Here is a 15,352-nt window from a genome sequence, read left to right on the forward strand (position 1 = left end):
ATATGGATTGGCATGAACGTTTATTACAAATAGATGATTTATCAATTATGTTAGAATGGTATAACAATGAGGAATTACAAAATATAGCAGATGTGAAATCATTTAAGCGATATACAATTGAAGAGCTTCGGCAGTATTGGACTGAAAAATTGTCGCGGTCTTATGCGAGCTATCATGTAATAGTAGTAGAAGATGAAGTAATAGGGAGAGTCGGATTAAAAAAGAAGAAATATGAAGATGCGTACATGATGGAATACTCTATCCTCATTGGTGTTTCGAATTTATATTCAAAAGGGCTTGGAACAGAGATTACAAAGTATTTTATTAGTAAATCATTTTTAGATCCTGATATAGAAGCTGTTGTATTACAAGTTAGGGAAGATAATAAGAGGGCCATTCGTTGTTATGAGAAAGCTGGATTTAAAAAAGAAAAATCGTATATAGAGAATCAAGTGAAAGTGTATGATATGCACAGAGTTAAGAAAGGAGAAACAATATAGAAAAATACACGCAGTTAATTCGGAATATAATGTTAATTTAGGGGGATGAAATACATGAAACATAAAATTGCTGTACTGGCAGATGTACATGGAAATGCAACTGCTTTAAAAGCAGTTATCGAAGATTCTTTGAAAGAAGGTGTGACTGATTATTGGTTTTTAGGAGATTTAATTATGCCTGGTCCTGGATCGAATGATTTATTTGAAATGTTAGATAGTGTTAACGTTGATACTTATGTACAAGGAAACTGGGAAGATAGCTTTCTTGACGTTCTTAATAAAAACATTGATATTGATAACGCAACCGATATTTATGTTTCTAGATTAGTTCAGTATCAATGTGAAAACTTGGATAAAAACTATATTAATCATATTAAAAATTTACCATTACATATAACAAAACAGGTTAATGATTTATCAATAAGTATTAGTCATAATCTACAAAATAAAAATTACGGAGGGGATTTATGGCCCACTAATAATCAAGAACAGTTTGATCGGTTATTTGATTGTGATTATGATATTGCGATTTACGCTCATACCCACCATCAATTGTTGCGCTATAGTAGCAATGATCAATTAATTATTAACCCAGGAACAGTTGGACAACCTTTTTACAAGTGGAATAAGCTAAACTCTGACTTACGTGCTCAGTATGCAATTCTTGAAATTGATGAGGCAGGGATTACTGACGTGAGGTTTAAAAAGGTTTTTTACGATGTAGAAAAGGAATATAAAAATGCCACTAATAAAAATCTTCCTTATATTGATTTATACCGTGAGCTGCTAGAGACAGGAAAAACTCATACGCATGATATTGAATTATTACAAGAAATTAATGATAAATATAATTATAAAAATGAAGTAATTAAGTTTATCGAGAAAATCTGATAGGAATTTAATAGAAAGAAATGAACATTGTTGAATGTTAGGTTAGTAATGATTTTTACATAATCAAGAGCTATTGTAGAACGAAACTTAAATGTAAAATGATTTGTGTAGTTTATATTGATTGAAAACAAGCATCCCCCTGTCATATACGTAGGACAGGAGGGTGCTTGTTTTTTACTGTTTCACATCTAAGTTTTGTAAAAATAACGTTGCTGTTACGTAACGTTTCGCTAACATTTGTACATATGCGGTATGTACAGAAAGGGTCGCAATAATAATAGCGTTACGAATTGCTTCGCGTTGTTCGTTATTAATTTGATCGAACTTGCTTGCGATTTTATCAGCTTTTTCTTTTACGATATTTTCAATTGTATGAACGGTATCTGTTGCATTTAATTGTAAGCAATTCCCTTGATTGAGTTCTTCAAATAGAGAAGAGTATGCTACATATAAATGAACAGGATTGATTAAATCATCACTTCGATCGGCTGGGTCATTTACAATAAGGCGTAATAGCTTACGAATGGATTCAAAATCAAGTGCTGTTTTTAAATCTTCGACAATAAATAGTAAGGCTGCTTGTTCAATTGAATATTTTTTCCCTTTTTGAGGAGAGCCAATCATTTCTTTTATATCTCGTTTCACCCAGTTTTGCATAGCAGTTACAGAGAAACTTGTGTTTTCAATCTGATTGCCAAGCGCAACTATTTCATTTAAAGAAAAACCGACATCAGTATCGTCAATTTTAATCAGCTTTTCAAAAATAGGTGAAAGTGCGGTAGTAATAAAAGCTGTAACGCTTTGTCCGCTTTCAATATCTTTTTTATGTGACTTTGCCCAAGCTTCTTGTAAAATACCGAGAGGCTTTTTCGTATTCCATCCTCTTAGTGATAGAAGAAGGGTAGCCATTTCGTTTCGTGTGAGATGAAATGTTTCCATCTTTTCACCTCCAAAATAATAAAAAGTTCTTATGAACTTATAATATGTTTTGTTTCATTTAAAGTCAATTCTGTTTTGCTTAATTTTTCCTTTGTGACCAAACTGTTGAAAGTAAATAATACTTGCATATTTCGACAAAAGTTCATATAATAAGTTCATAAGAACCTTTAAAATGTTCTTAAAAACAAATCTATCATTCTAAATTTACAAGAAAGATAGATTTCACATATATCTATATAAAAGGAGAATGGATATAATATGTTGAAAAAACTTGTAGCAGTAATGACAGCATTCATGGTTATCTTTGGAGCTAGTAGCTTCATGTTTGTAGATCACGCAGCAGCGAAGAGTTACAAATCTGGTAAAAAATCATTTACACCAAGTTCAGGTCAAAAGTCAAAAGTTGATTTAAACAAAAAAGACTCAAACGTGAATTCTCAAAAAACGAATCCAGATTCAAAAACAAAAGCAGCAAACACAGCGCCAAAAAGTAATAAAGGAAGCTTTATGAAAGGTTTATTACTAGGTGGTCTTGGTGGTTTACTAATGGGTAGCTTATTTGCAAATATGGGAGCTCTTGGTTCTGTATTAGCGTTTATGGTAAATATGTTAGTAATGGCTGGTATCGTAATGTTAGCAGTTCGTGCATTTAAATACTTCAAAGATCAACGTAAGAAAAAGGCAGATGAAGTAGCATGGAAACAATAAAAATTTCTGAGCAAGAGCTTATAAATGCGCTTTGCGTATATATCGCTGAAAAAAGACAAGTGGGTCCAGAAGAAGTATTAGTTGAACTAATGTATGATGATGAGTATGGTTTCTCTGCTGAAGTAGAGGTAAATGGTCGTCAACAAATTTTAATTCAAGCGAACTTAATCGAGGCACTACGCTTATTACTTGACAGAGAATACAATGTCAATTCATTCGCAGCAAGATTACAACTTGAATTAGATGATGAAGAAGGCATTTATGCATTAGCGAAATTTAATAACTCGGATGAGTAGTGAAAAGAGCTGTTGAGAGTAATCTCAGCAGCTCTTTTTAGTATGTGCATATGTGGTGGAATAATCACGCCAAATTTCATTCATCTTTCGTCTACCAGCATCAATCATTGGATTAAACTGAATCGCAGCATGATGGCGTACGGTGTGAACATGTTGGATTGCTTGTTGTAAGTGTTGTTCAACTGAATTTGATTTTATATTAGCTTGTTTTACGATTGAATATCCAGCGACACTCCCTTGCGCCATCGCGATTTTCCCACTTTCAATCCCAGTAATATTTCCGGCTACAAATAAACCTGGAAGAGAGGTTTCCATTGTTTCGGAATGAAGAGGGACGTGTCCACCTAATTCTGGGATGTAATGGAAAGGGCATCCAGCTACAGCAGCAAGCTCAGCAAGCGGATATAAACCTCCAGCGATACAAACGAAATCTGCCTCATATATCTTCTCTGATCCATTCATAATGTTTCCTTTAGAATCAATAGTAGCAACACGAACACCTTCAACTTGATCTGTTCCAATAATTTCAAGTGCAGCTTTCCGAAGATGAAGTGGTGTCCCGTTTATTTTCATTCCGTTATTTGGATAGAAGGTTAATCCGGCTTTTCGAATCCAATCATATTTCATAAAACGGCTACCTATACGCAAAAAAGCAGAAGGAGCGAGATGAGCTGCATTTAAAAGGGAGTTCAAAACTTCTTCTGGTTCACCCGCTTTTTGGCTTAACTCACTTTTTTCAGGTAGTACGATATGATCCACTTTAATTCCAGCTAATTGCAATTCATTTAAAATGGCGAATGATAAAATGTTAGCACCAATAATGATTCCTTTTTTTCCGACTTGCACGCGATGAACATTTGTCATAACTTGAGCCGCTCCAATTGACATAACTCCTGGAAGTGTCCAGCCAGGAAGGGGGATAGAATACTCCGCAGCGCCAGTAGCAATTAATACGAACGGAGCTTCTAACATACCGATATTTGTATGTACGAACCAAGAACTATCATCTTTATCTAAATTATAGACGGAAACACCGCACCGAATATCGACTGACAGTGATTCGGCTTCTTCGTAAAGACGTTTTGCTTCTTCAATTCCGTTCCACCATTCTCCAGTAGGCTCTTGATGTAACTGTCCTAACAATCTCCCGCCAGGTTTCATAAATTCATCAATAACAAGTACGTTAAGTCCAAAACGTGCACAAGAGATGGAAGCTGATAATCCTGCCGGCCCTGCACCAATAATAATTACATCGATCATCGCTTTTTCACCATCTCTCTCACGATATTTGGATGCTGTTTTCCGCTTTCAACAATCATATCGTTTTCTACAACTGTTAAGCATGCGCGTACATTCGTTTGATTATTTACTGTCACACGGCATTCTGAACAATGACCGATATTACAATAAATACCTCGCGGGTTCCCGCTATCTTCATGTACGCGTAGCGTTCGTATTCCATTTGCTAGCAGGGCAGCAGCAATTGTTTCATGCCCATATGCTTCATATTGTTGCCCGTTAAATTGAAAAGTGATGCGCTGACTATTATGTAAACTACCTAAAATAGGGTGATGTGTAATTCTACTCATTTATTATCACCTACCGCTCCAAAGGTAACAGCACGTATTGGTGGTTGATATTTTAACGGTATTTCATTAGGAGTTACGTCAGGATTTGCACTTTCAATCATTCGATCTAACATCATTCTACATGTGCGGCCACCGCAAAATCCCATACCGGCACGTGTTCTTAGTTTTAATTCTCTTGCCGAGCATTTATATTCAGCAATTGTCGATTGAAGTTGTCCGTATGTAATCTCTTCACAACGACAAACAATTAAGTTCTCTTTATTCGTCATATGTATTCCTCCTCTAGTTCGGTTTGCACAAATTATAATGCAAAAACTATGCCAATATAGAGGAGTTAAGAATTATCCCGCATTAACGGGCAGTAAGACCCCACCGCAAAATCCAGCGAAAGTAAAGAAGTTAGGAGGGGGATCAACTGCCCGTAAAAGCCTGATTGGTGAGGGCTGATAATCAAGTGGGGATGAACAAAACCCCCACTGATTAAAGTTTCACTTTATTGTAACCCAAGTTTTTTTAAACGATTATATAAAGTGGCTCGCGTTACCCCAAGTTTTTTCGCACATTCTAATTTATTCCCCTTTAAAATGTGTAAAGCTCTTTCAATTACTTTTTTCTCATGCTCAACCATCTCTTCTTGTAAAGAAAGAATCGTATGATTATTGCTGAGTAATAGGGAATGAGACGTATGATTGTCTATAGTATCATTTGTATGAAATGGTAAATATTCTTGTTTTATAATACCGTCTGTCGCAAATACGACGAGTCTCTCAACTACATTTCGAAGTTCACGAATATTACCAGGCCAATCGTAATGAAGTAGTTCATGCATAATGCTTGAAGGTAAGTCACGAATAGGTCTGTTATAGTTAATCGAAAAATCGTTTAAGAAAGAGTATGTTAATTCAATAATATCTTCTCGTCTTTCTCGCAGCGGTGGAATCTGTAAGCTAACTACATTTAAACGATAGTATAAATCTTCTCGGAAAGTTCCTTTTCGCATTTCTTCTTGTAAATCACGATTTGTAGCAGCGATAATACGGAAATCAATATTTATTTCTTTCTCTCCACCAACTCGATAATACTTTCTTTCTTGCAATACACGTAAAAGTTTCACTTGCATATCGAGAGGCATTTCACCTATTTCATCAAGGAACAAAGTACCACCTTGAGCGAGCTCTATTTTACCTTTTTTTCCTTTACTATTCGCTCCAGAAAACGCCCCACGTTCATATCCGAATAATTCACTTTCAAATAAAGCTTCTGGAATTGCGCCGCAGTTAATTGAAATGAAAGGCGCCTTTGCTGCCTCACTTGCTTCATGTATTGCTTTCGCAAATACTTCTTTTCCGACACCGCTTTCGCCGAGTATTAAAACGGTTGATTTCACTGAACAGACCTTTCTAGCTAATTGAATAGTCCTTTGTATAACAGGGCTTTTTCCATTCATCGCGAGGAAAGGATCGGATGTATCTTTATATTTTGCTACTTCTTGCTCTAATCGGTGCATTTCATGTGACATATTAAATAGTTTTTCATTCAATACAACTTGATTTGTCACATCTGTTTCTGAAACGACTGCTCCTATAATTTCATCGTTACAGTAAACGGGGTTTGAATTTATTAATACGAACAAATCAGGACGAGGCTGATGGAATTGAGCGATTATACTTTTTCCGTCATGCAATGATTGCAAGATTTCCAAGTCTTTATAATCAAAAAAACGAGTAATTGGTTGTCCAATAATTTCATTATGATTAACCGAAAAGATTTTTTCAGCACCATCTGTCCACGTACGGACACATTCTTTTTCATCAATGACTGTAACAGAAGAATCAGTCGTTTGAATTACAGTGTTATAAAAAGATTGTAGCTCAGTGTAAGACTTATAAAGAAACGGAATCATTTGCTGAGCCGTTATACAACATATTGGCTCTTCGTTTTTGTTAATGATGACAACGGCTAATGCATGTGAAAGTGCATCAATTAAAGTAGTGAACGAGTCGTCCTCATATATATAGCCGCAACTATATTCTTCTGTAGTAGAAGGGAGGTAATAAAATGTCCCATCTACTGTGTTAATGTGTTTCATGCTACTTGTACAATCGATAGACAAAATTTTCATAAACTCTTTGATTGTTGGAAATGAAAATGTCATAGCGTCCTCCTGATATGTATAAAAATTTAGACAGTGATAAAAAAATAATACACCTATTTACGATAAATTTAAAATATTTTTACAAATAAAAATATTATTTATAAAAAGTGTATATATGTAGAGTTGGCACGTCAATTGCATAAAAGAAAATGAGAGATGTAAGTGAAAGGAGGGGTGTTTTGTGAGGCACTGTGACGTTTTAATAATAGGTGGTGGAATTATAGGATGTTCTATTGCATATTACACTTCAAAATACGGAAGAGACGTAACAATCATTGAAAAAGGTGAGTTTGTCAGTGGGACGTCTTCACGATGTGACGGAAACATTTTGGCGATTGATAAAGACCCAGGGTTTGATAGTCAAATGTCATTAGTAAGTCAAAAATTAGTAACAGATTTAAGTGAGGAGTTGGAGCACTCATTTGAATATAGGGCGCCAGGAAGTATTCTAGTCTGTGAATCAGACGAAGAGATGGAGGCAGCGCAGCAATGGGTGAATCGTCAAAAAGATGCTGGGTTACCGTTTCGAATGCTTGATAGGCAAGACATAAGAGAGGAATCACCATTTTTTGCGGATGATTTATTGGGTGGTTTAGAATGCGCAACTGATTCTACTGTAAATCCATATCTCCTTGCATTTTCACTTCTAGCAGAGTCGAAAAAAATGGGTGCGAAAGCGATTAATCATACAGAAGTAAAAGAAATGAAAAGAGATATAGACGGCTCCTTTATTGTAGAAACGACAAATGGGACGTTTACTGCGAAGCAAATTGTGAACGCAGCCGGTGTGTGGGCTCCTAAAATCGGGCAGATGTTAGATGTAAATATTCCAATCGAACCGAGAAAAGGGCATATTATTGTAGCCTCAAGGCAACAACATGTAGGTTGCCGTAAAGTAATGGAATTTGGTTATTTAATTTCTAAATTTGGCGGAAAACGAAAAGTGGATGCTTTAACTGAAAAATACGGGGTAGCTCTTGTATTTGAACCGACAGAAAGCCAAAATTTTTTAATTGGTAGTAGTCGAGAGTTTGTAGGATTTCATACGAGAATTAACAACGAGGTTATTAAATGCATTGCGAACAGAGCAATTCGTTTTTATCCGAAAATGGCAGATATGATGGTGATTCGTTCATATGCCGGCTTACGTCCGTGGACAGAAGATCATTTGCCAATTATTTCACGAGTGGATCATATTCCAAATTATTATATTGCAGCTGGACATGAAGGTGATGGAATTAGTCTTGCGGCAGTTACTGGGAAAGTGATTGAAGAGTTATTAAATGAAAAAGAAACAATTATTCCTATTGAACCACTTCGTTTGAGTCGTTTTACAGAAAGGGTGTTAAACGGATGAGGTCACAAAAAGTCTTTACGACGATTGATACACATACGGGCGGGAATCCAACGAGGACATTAATTAGCGGCCTTCCTAAGCTAATTGGAGAGACGATGGCAGAGAAGATGTTACATATGAAAAAGGAATATGACTGGATTCGCAAATTGTTAATGAATGAGCCGCGTGGTCATGATGTAATGTCTGGAGCATTGTTAACAGATCCATGTCATCCTGAAGCTGATATAGGCGTTATATACATAGAGACAGGTGGATATTTACCGATGTGTGGTCACGATACAATTGGTGTGTGTACAGCTTTAATTGAATCAGGTTTAATTCCAATAGTTGAACCGATTACTTCTTTAAAGCTTGATACACCAGCCGGCTTAGTTGAAGTGGATATTACTGTTCAAAATGGAAAGGCGAAAGAAGTTTCATTCTGTAACATACCAGCTTTTTTACTGAAAAATATTACTGTACAAGTCGAAGGAATTGGAACTGTAGAGGCTGATATTGCGTATGGAGGAAATTTTTATGCCATTATCGATGCGAAGTCAGTTGGTTTAGAGTTAGTACCAGAAAATGCATCCATAATTATTGATAAGGCGATTCATATTCGAAACTCAATAAATGAGAAGTTTGAAATTATTCATCCAGAGTATTCGTTTATAAAAGGATTAACACATGTTGAATTTTATACAGATCCTACTCATAAAAGTGCGCATGTGAAAAATACAGTTGTTGTTCCGCCAGGAGGAATTGATCGATCTCCATGTGGTACAGGAACATCAGCGAAGTTAGCTGTATTATACGCTCATAAAAAAATCGACATCGATGAAGAATTTGTTCATGAGAGTATTGTAGGTTCACTATTTAAAGGGTGTGTCATGAATACAACATATGTAGAAAATATTGAAGCGGTAGTAACAAAGATTACCGGCTCAGCTTGGCTTATGGGGATGCATAGATTTTTCTACAATGAAAAGGATTCACTGAAAGAAGGCTTTTTGCTAATTCCGCCGATGGAACATGAAACGGAGGATGTAAAATGAACATTCAAAAAATGTATACAGCAGTAGATGTGCACGTAGCTGGCGAAGCGTTTCGTGTAATAAAGGACGTACCATGCAAATACTACTACAGTTTAGAACATTTAAATGAACAATTTTCAGGCGAATTAGCAGAAGAAATGCAGCTTTTATTAAATGAACCACGTGGTTTTATTGGGTTAAATGGATGTATTGTCGTTCCTTCTATTCATAAGGAAGTTGATGCAGCTGTGTTATTTTTTAATCATGAAGGAACCATTCCTCTTCATTATGGAGGTATTGTCGCAGTAATAACGATGTTACTAGAAAGTGGATATTTAAAAAAGAAAGAGTCTAATCAATACAAAATTGAAACGCTATCTGGAATATTTTCAGTTCATGCCTATGTAGTGGATGATGAAGTGATATCGGTGTCGTTTGAAAGTAAACTATGTTATATGGTTGAGAAAGATTTGAAGATTGGTAATATACGTTACTCTCTTATACAGGCTGATAAAGTATATGCAGTTGTAGAAAAGGATGCGTACTCACCAGAAATTGGTATTAAAAATATCTCTGAATTAAAGAAATGGGGAGAAGCTACACTTCAAGCGATACAAAAACAGTCGCTTATAAAAAGACTTATTTTAGTAGATTCTTCGCAAACAGAAGAGAAACATATAAAGTCGATTACATTTCATGAAGATAACTTTATTGTCCGTTCTCCGGGCTTTGTTTCTACTATTGTGTCCTATGTACATGCGTTATTTAATAATGAGTATATAACGGATAAACCTTTTAAAAATGAAAGCATATTTAATAGCTTTATAACAGTAGAAAAAGTGAAGAAAGAAGAACTAGGATATATTTTCCGTTTTGAGAGTAGAGGTTTTATTACAGGGATGCAGACGTTTCTATTAGACCCTACTGATCCATTTCCAACAGGTTTTTTATTAAAATAAAATGTTAAAGGGAGAGATAAATATGCAAAAAATTAAAGGAGCATTTCCAGTATTAATAACACCAATGGATGAATTTCAAGAGATTGATTGGAAAGGTGTAAAACAAAACGTAAACTACTTTATTGAGCAAAAGGTAGCTGGAATTATTATTAATGGAAGTACAGGGGAGTTTGTTAGTTTATCAAAAGAAGAACGATTTAACATGGTAGAAACAGTATTAAAAGAAGTCGATGGCCGTATTCCAGTCATTGTTGGAACTGCAGCAGAAACGACGAAAGAAACGATTGAATATACGAAACATGCAGAAGCACACGGAGCGGATTGCGCATTAATTATAAACTCTTACTATTGTAAACCAAAGGAAGAGGAAATTTATTTTCATTTTAAAGAAATCTCACACGCTGTAAATATACCAATTATGTTATACAATAATCCATTTACTTCTGGTGTTGATATGAGTACAGAGCTAATGCTTCGAATTGGAAAAGAGTGTGAAAATGTTACACATATTAAAGAGTCTAGTGGAGATATTCGTAAAGCAAGAGATTTAGTAAGACAAGGCGAAGGTGCTTTTCAAGTTTTCTGCGGATCTGAAGATTTAGTTATGGAGTCTTATTTAGTTGGTGCCTCGGGATGGGTTTCAGTTGCAGGAAATATCGTACCAGGACTCGTTACGAAAATGTATGAGCATTTTCAAAATGGTGAATTAGAAAAAGCATGGGAGATAAACGATGCGATTTTACCGCTTTGTGAATTTCTTGAAGGATCAGGGAAATATGTACAAATTGTTAAACGGTCAATGGAATTACACGGGCAAGTTGGAGGACCTTCTCGTTATCCGAGATTAGGATTAACTGAAGTAGAAGATCAAAAGCTTCAAATGATATTATCCGAAATCGCAGCTCATGCAGCTGTTTAAATAGGGAGGCGTGTATATATGTTAACGACAAACATTGAGCTAAAATCAAAAGTGAAAGCGTTTTTAAATGAAGAAATTAAAATGTTTATTAATGGTGAATTTGTTCCTTCTATTAGCGGGAAGACGTTTGAAACATATAATCCAGCAACAGAGGATGTTCTAGCTGTCGTATGTGAAGCACAAGAAGAAGATATTGATGTCGCAGTAAAAGCTGCGAGATTGGCCTTTGAATCAGGCCCTTGGACAGAAATGACTACTGCTGAAAGAGCACATCTTATATATAAACTAGCGGATTTAATTGAAGAACATAAAGAAGAATTAGCACAGCTAGAAGCATTAGATAATGGAAAACCATATCAAGTAGCACTTGAAGATGATATTGCAGCGACGGTTGAAAACTACCGTTATTATGCAGGTTGGGCTACAAAAATTATCGGACAAACAATTCCGATTTCAAAAGATTACTTAAATTACACACGCCATGAACCAGTTGGTGTTGTAGGTCAAATTATTCCGTGGAATTTTCCGCTCGTTATGTCTTCTTGGAAAATGGGAGCTGCACTTGCAACTGGTTGTACGATTGTATTAAAACCTGCAGAACAAACACCTTTATCGTTGCTATATACAGCAAAACTTTTTAAAGAAGCTGGTTTTCCAAACGGTGTTGTAAACTTTGTACCAGGTTTCGGCCCTGAAGCAGGAGCTGCGATAGTAAATCATCATGATATTAATAAAGTTGCTTTTACAGGATCTACTGTTACGGGAAAATATATTATGCGTCAATCTGCAGAAACAATTAAACATGTAACGTTAGAGCTTGGTGGTAAGTCACCAAATATCATTTTAGAAGATGCTGATTTAGAAGAAGCGATTAATGGTGCATTCCAAGGGATTATGTATAATCATGGCCAAAATTGTAGTGCGGGATCCCGCGTATTCGTTCATCGGAAGCATTATGAAACGGTAGTAGAAGAGTTAGTAAAAAGGGCAAATAATATTAAACTTGGAGCTGGGATGGAAACTGATACAGAAATGGGGCCACTCGTATCTAAAAAACAACAAGAGCGTGTGCTGCATTATATTGAACAAGGAAAGAAGGAAGGTGCTACTGTTGCAGCTGGTGGTGAACGTGCATTTGAAAAAGGCTATTTTGTTCAGCCAACCGTATTCACAAATGTTACTGATGATATGACAATTGTTAAGGAAGAAATCTTTGGACCGGTTGTCGTTGTACTTCCATTCGATTCAACAGAAGAGGTAATCGAAAGGGCAAATCACTCTTCATATGGACTTGCAGCAGGCGTATGGACACAAAATATTAAAACAGGACATCAAGTTGCCAATAAATTAAAGGCAGGAACAGTATGGATTAATGATTATAACTTAGAAAATGCAGCTGCACCATTTGGTGGATATAAGCAATCTGGTATTGGGCGCGAACTAGGTTCCTATGCGCTTGATAATTATACAGAAGTGAAGAGTGTTTGGGTTAATATTAAGTGAAAAACTAGTTTGTGAGAGTCTTGCAGACGATTAATAGTGAGATAAAAGAATGATAAAATAGTATGAGAAGCGGACAACTGGAATGTGGGATAAAGGTTGTCCGTTTTCTTATATAAAAAATTACTTTTTCAAAAGAATGATAAGGGGGATTTGGATGGAAAAGTTAGTAGAGTGGTTAGTGGGGCAAGTATGGAGTATAGGTTTAGTTGTTTTCGCATTAGGAGCAGGAGTGTATTTTACCATTGCGACTCGTTTTTTACAGATTCGTTATTTTAAAGAGATGATTAAGCTACTTTTTGAAGGGAAAAGTTCAGAGACTGGAATATCATCCTTCCAAGCATTTTGTTTGGCTCTATCAGGAAGGGTTGGAATAGGTAATATCGCAGGGGTAGCAACAGCAATAGCTTTTGGGGGACCGGGCGCTGTATTTTGGATGTGGGTGATGGCACTTTTAGGAGCCGCTAGCGCATTTGTTGAATCAACATTATCTCAAGTATACAAAAGTAAAGTAGGAAATGAATATCGTGGCGGTACACCATATTTCATTGAGAAAGGTTTAAAAATGAAATGGTTTGCAGTCATTGTAGCGGTAGTTGTAACACTTTCATACGGCGTTTTATTACCAGGTATTCAATCGAGTAGTATCGCTGTTGGATTTGAAAACTCTAACGGTATTAGTAAATATGTAACAGGTATATTTTTAGTTGTGTTACTAGCAGCGATTATTTTTGGGGGAGTAAAAAGAATTGCTGGTGTGTCACAAATGTTAGTACCTTTTATGGCAATTGGCTATGTAATTGTTACATGCATCATTTTAATTTCAAATGTAACAGAAATTCCAAGTATGTTTGCTTTAATTTTCTCAAGTGCATTTGGTGTAAATGAAATGTTTGGCGGGATCGTTGGTGCAGCAATTGCATGGGGTGTAAAGCGAGCGGTGTTTTCAAACGTTGCAGGTGTTGGAGAGGCAACATATAGTTCGGCTGCTGCTGAAGTATCGCACCCTGCAAAACAAGGGTTAGTTCAAGCGTTTTCTGTATATATCGATACAATTGTAGTTTGTACAGCGACAGCGCTTATGATATTAATAACAGGTATGTACAATGTTATACCTGAAGGGAAAAGTGCAATTGTACAAAATATAGGCAATGTAGAAGCAGGTCCTATTTATACACAACAAGCAGTTGAAACTGTTATGACTGGATTTGGTCCAATATTTATTTCAATCGCAATCTTCTTCTTCGCATTTACAACTTTGCTTGCTTATTACTATATCGCAGAAACGACTCTCACTTATTTAGATCGTGGATTGAAATATGGATGGTTAAAACCAGTTTTAAAAATTGGATTTTTAATTATGGTATACATCGGTAGCGTAGAATCAGCCTCACTTTTATGGAATCTTGGAGATTTAGGAATCGGTAGTATGGCATGGTTAAACCTTATTGCAATCCTATTATTAAGCAAAACCGCATTAAAAGTGTTAAAAGATTATGAGGCGCAGAAAAAAGAAGGGAAAGATCCAGTATTTGATCCTAAAAAAGTAGGAATGGAAGGTTTAACGATTTGGGAAGAGCGAAGTAAAGAGGGAGAAAGGAAAAGTTCTAAAGAAAAAATGTCGGTGGATGATGGGCTGAAACTGTAAACGTGTAAATTTAAAAGTTTAATAAACTGAAAATTCTTTCTATTTTTAAAGTGAGTATTTGTATATATCATTCATTTTATCTCATACTAAAGTAAGTGTAAATAAAATGAATGGAGGATATACGATGGAAAATCAACAATTTGGCTCTATAAATGATGTATTACTTCATTACAAAGAAGGTATTGGGAATTTCACACAACAAATTCCTGAAATTGCAGAAACCTATAACGCTTTTACACAAGCGTGTTTTCAGGAGGGTGCATTAACTAAAAGAGAAAAACAGCTTATTGCATTAGGGATTAGTTTAGCAACACAAGACGAATACTGTACGATTTATCATACAAAGGGATGTATTGATCAAGGATGTTCTGATAAAGAAATTTTAGAAGCTTGTGGTGTTTCGACCGCGTTTGCTGGCGGAGCTGCAATGAGTCAAGCAGTAACTTTAGTACAAGAGTGTATGGTGGAATTAAAAAATCAAAGTCATTAAACTAGAAAACCCTCCTTAAAATATTATTTTAAGGAGGGTTTTCTAGTTTATCCTAATTTTTTTGAAAAAGTTTCAATTGCTTCATATAGTCGATAGCTTTTGTTTTATTTCTTTGCTTAGAAACATATTGTGCCTCGTTTAAATGTCTATAATAATTTTTAAATATTTCTTCAGAAAGAATTCCATCAGACATGGCTTTTTTAACCGCGCATTGTGGTTCATTTGTATGTGAACAGTTAGAAAATTTACATTTCCTAGAGATATCAACTATATCTTCATATCCAATATTTAAGTTACCTTCATGATTTATTAAGTCAAATCCTATTTTACTAATAAGTAATCCCTCCACTTTTAAATGAGTTTTTTAGAAGCATACTTACAAATTGTA

Annotated in this window: 17 protein-coding genes; 11 read left to right on the forward strand and 6 right to left on the reverse strand. The window is 35.5% G+C overall.

The features are described 5' to 3' along the window. Positions 1 to 2 precede the first annotated feature (2 nt). Positions 3 to 500: a GNAT family N-acetyltransferase gene (locus A6J74_RS02535; protein WP_000383785.1), complete on the forward strand. Its 498-nt coding sequence runs from the start codon at positions 3 to 5 to the stop codon at positions 498 to 500. Positions 501 to 554: 54 nt separating this feature from the next. After that, the gene (locus A6J74_RS02540; protein WP_000680864.1) at positions 555 to 1,391 is read left to right on the forward strand and encodes a metallophosphoesterase family protein; all 837 of its coding nucleotides are present in this window, start codon (positions 555 to 557) and stop codon (positions 1,389 to 1,391) included. A gap of 174 nt (positions 1,392 to 1,565) precedes the next feature. Here A6J74_RS02540 and A6J74_RS02545 read toward each other — a convergent pair whose 3' ends face one another. After that, positions 1,566 to 2,330, reverse strand: coding sequence for a DUF1836 domain-containing protein (locus tag A6J74_RS02545; protein ID WP_000447232.1), 765 nt, complete (start codon positions 2,328 to 2,330; stop codon positions 1,566 to 1,568). A 258-nt stretch (positions 2,331 to 2,588) separates the two neighbouring features. On the opposite strand from A6J74_RS02545, the gene A6J74_RS02550 reads away from it, so the two are divergent. Beyond that, positions 2,589 to 3,038, forward strand: coding sequence for a hypothetical protein (locus A6J74_RS02550; protein ID WP_000914475.1), 450 nt, complete (start codon positions 2,589 to 2,591; stop codon positions 3,036 to 3,038). Continuing rightward, the gene (locus tag A6J74_RS02555; protein WP_000447764.1) at positions 3,026 to 3,334 is read left to right on the forward strand and encodes a YxcD family protein; all 309 of its coding nucleotides are present in this window, start codon (positions 3,026 to 3,028) and stop codon (positions 3,332 to 3,334) included. Before A6J74_RS02550 ends, A6J74_RS02555 begins: the two co-directional genes overlap by 13 nt. A 24-nt stretch (positions 3,335 to 3,358) precedes the next feature. On the opposite strand, the gene A6J74_RS02560 is transcribed toward A6J74_RS02555, so the two are convergent. The 4 genes from A6J74_RS02560 to A6J74_RS02575 all read right to left on the reverse strand — a co-directional run bounded on the left by A6J74_RS02560 (position 3,359) and on the right by A6J74_RS02575 (position 7,078). Then, a complete protein-coding gene (locus A6J74_RS02560; protein WP_000567614.1) occupies positions 3,359 to 4,594 on the reverse strand; it encodes an NAD(P)/FAD-dependent oxidoreductase in 1,236 nt (411 codons plus the stop codon). Next, positions 4,591 to 4,923, reverse strand: a complete 333-nt coding sequence (locus A6J74_RS02565; protein ID WP_000087054.1) for a (2Fe-2S)-binding protein — start codon at positions 4,921 to 4,923, stop codon at positions 4,591 to 4,593. The genes A6J74_RS02560 and A6J74_RS02565 overlap by 4 nt, the downstream gene beginning before the upstream one ends. Beyond that, entirely contained in the window at positions 4,920 to 5,192 is a 273-nt protein-coding gene (locus A6J74_RS02570) for a (2Fe-2S)-binding protein (protein ID WP_000182283.1), read from the reverse strand. Before A6J74_RS02570 ends, A6J74_RS02565 begins: the two co-directional genes overlap by 4 nt. A gap of 224 nt (positions 5,193 to 5,416) precedes the next feature. After that, a complete protein-coding gene (locus tag A6J74_RS02575) occupies positions 5,417 to 7,078 on the reverse strand; it encodes a sigma-54 interaction domain-containing protein (protein ID WP_000144294.1) in 1,662 nt (553 codons plus the stop codon). Between the two features lie 181 nt (positions 7,079 to 7,259). On the opposite strand from A6J74_RS02575, the gene A6J74_RS02580 reads away from it, so the two are divergent. The 7 genes from A6J74_RS02580 (at position 7,260) to A6J74_RS02610 (ending at position 14,964) form a co-directional block, all read left to right on the forward strand. Beyond that, positions 7,260 to 8,435 carry an NAD(P)/FAD-dependent oxidoreductase gene (locus tag A6J74_RS02580; RefSeq protein ID WP_001215237.1) on the forward strand — a complete coding sequence of 392 codons (1,176 nt, stop codon included), beginning with the start codon at positions 7,260 to 7,262 and terminating at the stop codon, positions 8,433 to 8,435. Then, the gene (locus A6J74_RS02585) at positions 8,432 to 9,469 is read left to right on the forward strand and encodes a proline racemase family protein (RefSeq protein WP_001257494.1); all 1,038 of its coding nucleotides are present in this window, start codon (positions 8,432 to 8,434) and stop codon (positions 9,467 to 9,469) included. Before A6J74_RS02580 ends, A6J74_RS02585 begins: the two co-directional genes overlap by 4 nt. Then, positions 9,466 to 10,407 (forward strand): proline racemase family protein, encoded by a 942-nt coding sequence (locus A6J74_RS02590; protein WP_001025533.1) that lies wholly within the window; start codon positions 9,466 to 9,468, stop codon positions 10,405 to 10,407. The genes A6J74_RS02585 and A6J74_RS02590 overlap by 4 nt, the downstream gene beginning before the upstream one ends. Positions 10,408 to 10,429: 22 nt before the next feature. After that, positions 10,430 to 11,326: a 4-hydroxy-tetrahydrodipicolinate synthase gene (gene dapA / locus A6J74_RS02595; RefSeq protein ID WP_080609286.1), complete on the forward strand. Its 897-nt coding sequence runs from the start codon at positions 10,430 to 10,432 to the stop codon at positions 11,324 to 11,326. Between the two features lie 18 nt (positions 11,327 to 11,344). Next, the gene (locus tag A6J74_RS02600; protein ID WP_000958339.1) at positions 11,345 to 12,829 is read left to right on the forward strand and encodes an aldehyde dehydrogenase family protein; all 1,485 of its coding nucleotides are present in this window, start codon (positions 11,345 to 11,347) and stop codon (positions 12,827 to 12,829) included. Between the two features lie 154 nt (positions 12,830 to 12,983). Then, complete coding sequence (locus A6J74_RS02605; RefSeq protein ID WP_000413791.1) at positions 12,984 to 14,474, forward strand: alanine/glycine:cation symporter family protein; 1,491 nt, start codon at positions 12,984 to 12,986, stop codon at positions 14,472 to 14,474. Positions 14,475 to 14,598: 124 nt separating this feature from the next. Further along, positions 14,599 to 14,964 (forward strand): carboxymuconolactone decarboxylase family protein, encoded by a 366-nt coding sequence (locus tag A6J74_RS02610; protein ID WP_000431413.1) that lies wholly within the window; start codon positions 14,599 to 14,601, stop codon positions 14,962 to 14,964. Between the two features lie 52 nt (positions 14,965 to 15,016). On the opposite strand, the gene A6J74_RS02615 is transcribed toward A6J74_RS02610, so the two are convergent. Next, positions 15,017 to 15,313 (reverse strand): ribosome small subunit-dependent GTPase A, encoded by a 297-nt coding sequence (locus tag A6J74_RS02615; protein ID WP_000398687.1) that lies wholly within the window; start codon positions 15,311 to 15,313, stop codon positions 15,017 to 15,019. Positions 15,314 to 15,352: the final 39 nt, after the last annotated feature.

Origin of the sequence: Bacillus sp. FDAARGOS_235 (assembly GCF_002073415.2) — a bacterium.
Lineage (GTDB): Bacteria > Bacillota > Bacilli > Bacillales > Bacillaceae_G > Bacillus_A > Bacillus_A toyonensis.

Bases quoted from the DNA above. Each gene is read 5' to 3' on its own strand.
- A6J74_RS02540 (WP_000680864.1), top strand. From the start codon at position 555: ATGAAACATAAAATTGCTGTACTGGCAGATGTACATGGAAATGCAACT.
- A6J74_RS02605 (WP_000413791.1), top strand. From the start codon at position 12,984: ATGGAAAAGTTAGTAGAGTGGTTAGTGGGGCAAGTATGGAGTATAGGT.
- A6J74_RS02550 (WP_000914475.1), top strand. From the start codon at position 2,589: ATGTTGAAAAAACTTGTAGCAGTAATGACAGCATTCATGGTTATCTTT.
- A6J74_RS02610 (WP_000431413.1), top strand. From the start codon at position 14,599: ATGGAAAATCAACAATTTGGCTCTATAAATGATGTATTACTTCATTAC.
- A6J74_RS02600 (WP_000958339.1), top strand. From the start codon at position 11,345: ATGTTAACGACAAACATTGAGCTAAAATCAAAAGTGAAAGCGTTTTTA.
- A6J74_RS02555 (WP_000447764.1), top strand. From the start codon at position 3,026: ATGGAAACAATAAAAATTTCTGAGCAAGAGCTTATAAATGCGCTTTGC.
- A6J74_RS02535 (WP_000383785.1), top strand. From the start codon at position 3: ATGGATTGGCATGAACGTTTATTACAAATAGATGATTTATCAATTATG.
- A6J74_RS02560 (WP_000567614.1), bottom strand. From the start codon at position 4,594: ATGATCGATGTAATTATTATTGGTGCAGGGCCGGCAGGATTATCAGCT.
- A6J74_RS02570 (WP_000182283.1), bottom strand. From the start codon at position 5,192: ATGACGAATAAAGAGAACTTAATTGTTTGTCGTTGTGAAGAGATTACA.
- A6J74_RS02585 (WP_001257494.1), top strand. From the start codon at position 8,432: ATGAGGTCACAAAAAGTCTTTACGACGATTGATACACATACGGGCGGG.
- A6J74_RS02575 (WP_000144294.1), bottom strand. From the start codon at position 7,078: ATGACATTTTCATTTCCAACAATCAAAGAGTTTATGAAAATTTTGTCT.
- A6J74_RS02545 (WP_000447232.1), bottom strand. From the start codon at position 2,330: ATGGAAACATTTCATCTCACACGAAACGAAATGGCTACCCTTCTTCTA.
- A6J74_RS02565 (WP_000087054.1), bottom strand. From the start codon at position 4,923: ATGAGTAGAATTACACATCACCCTATTTTAGGTAGTTTACATAATAGT.
- dapA (WP_080609286.1), top strand. From the start codon at position 10,430: ATGCAAAAAATTAAAGGAGCATTTCCAGTATTAATAACACCAATGGAT.
- A6J74_RS02590 (WP_001025533.1), top strand. From the start codon at position 9,466: ATGAACATTCAAAAAATGTATACAGCAGTAGATGTGCACGTAGCTGGC.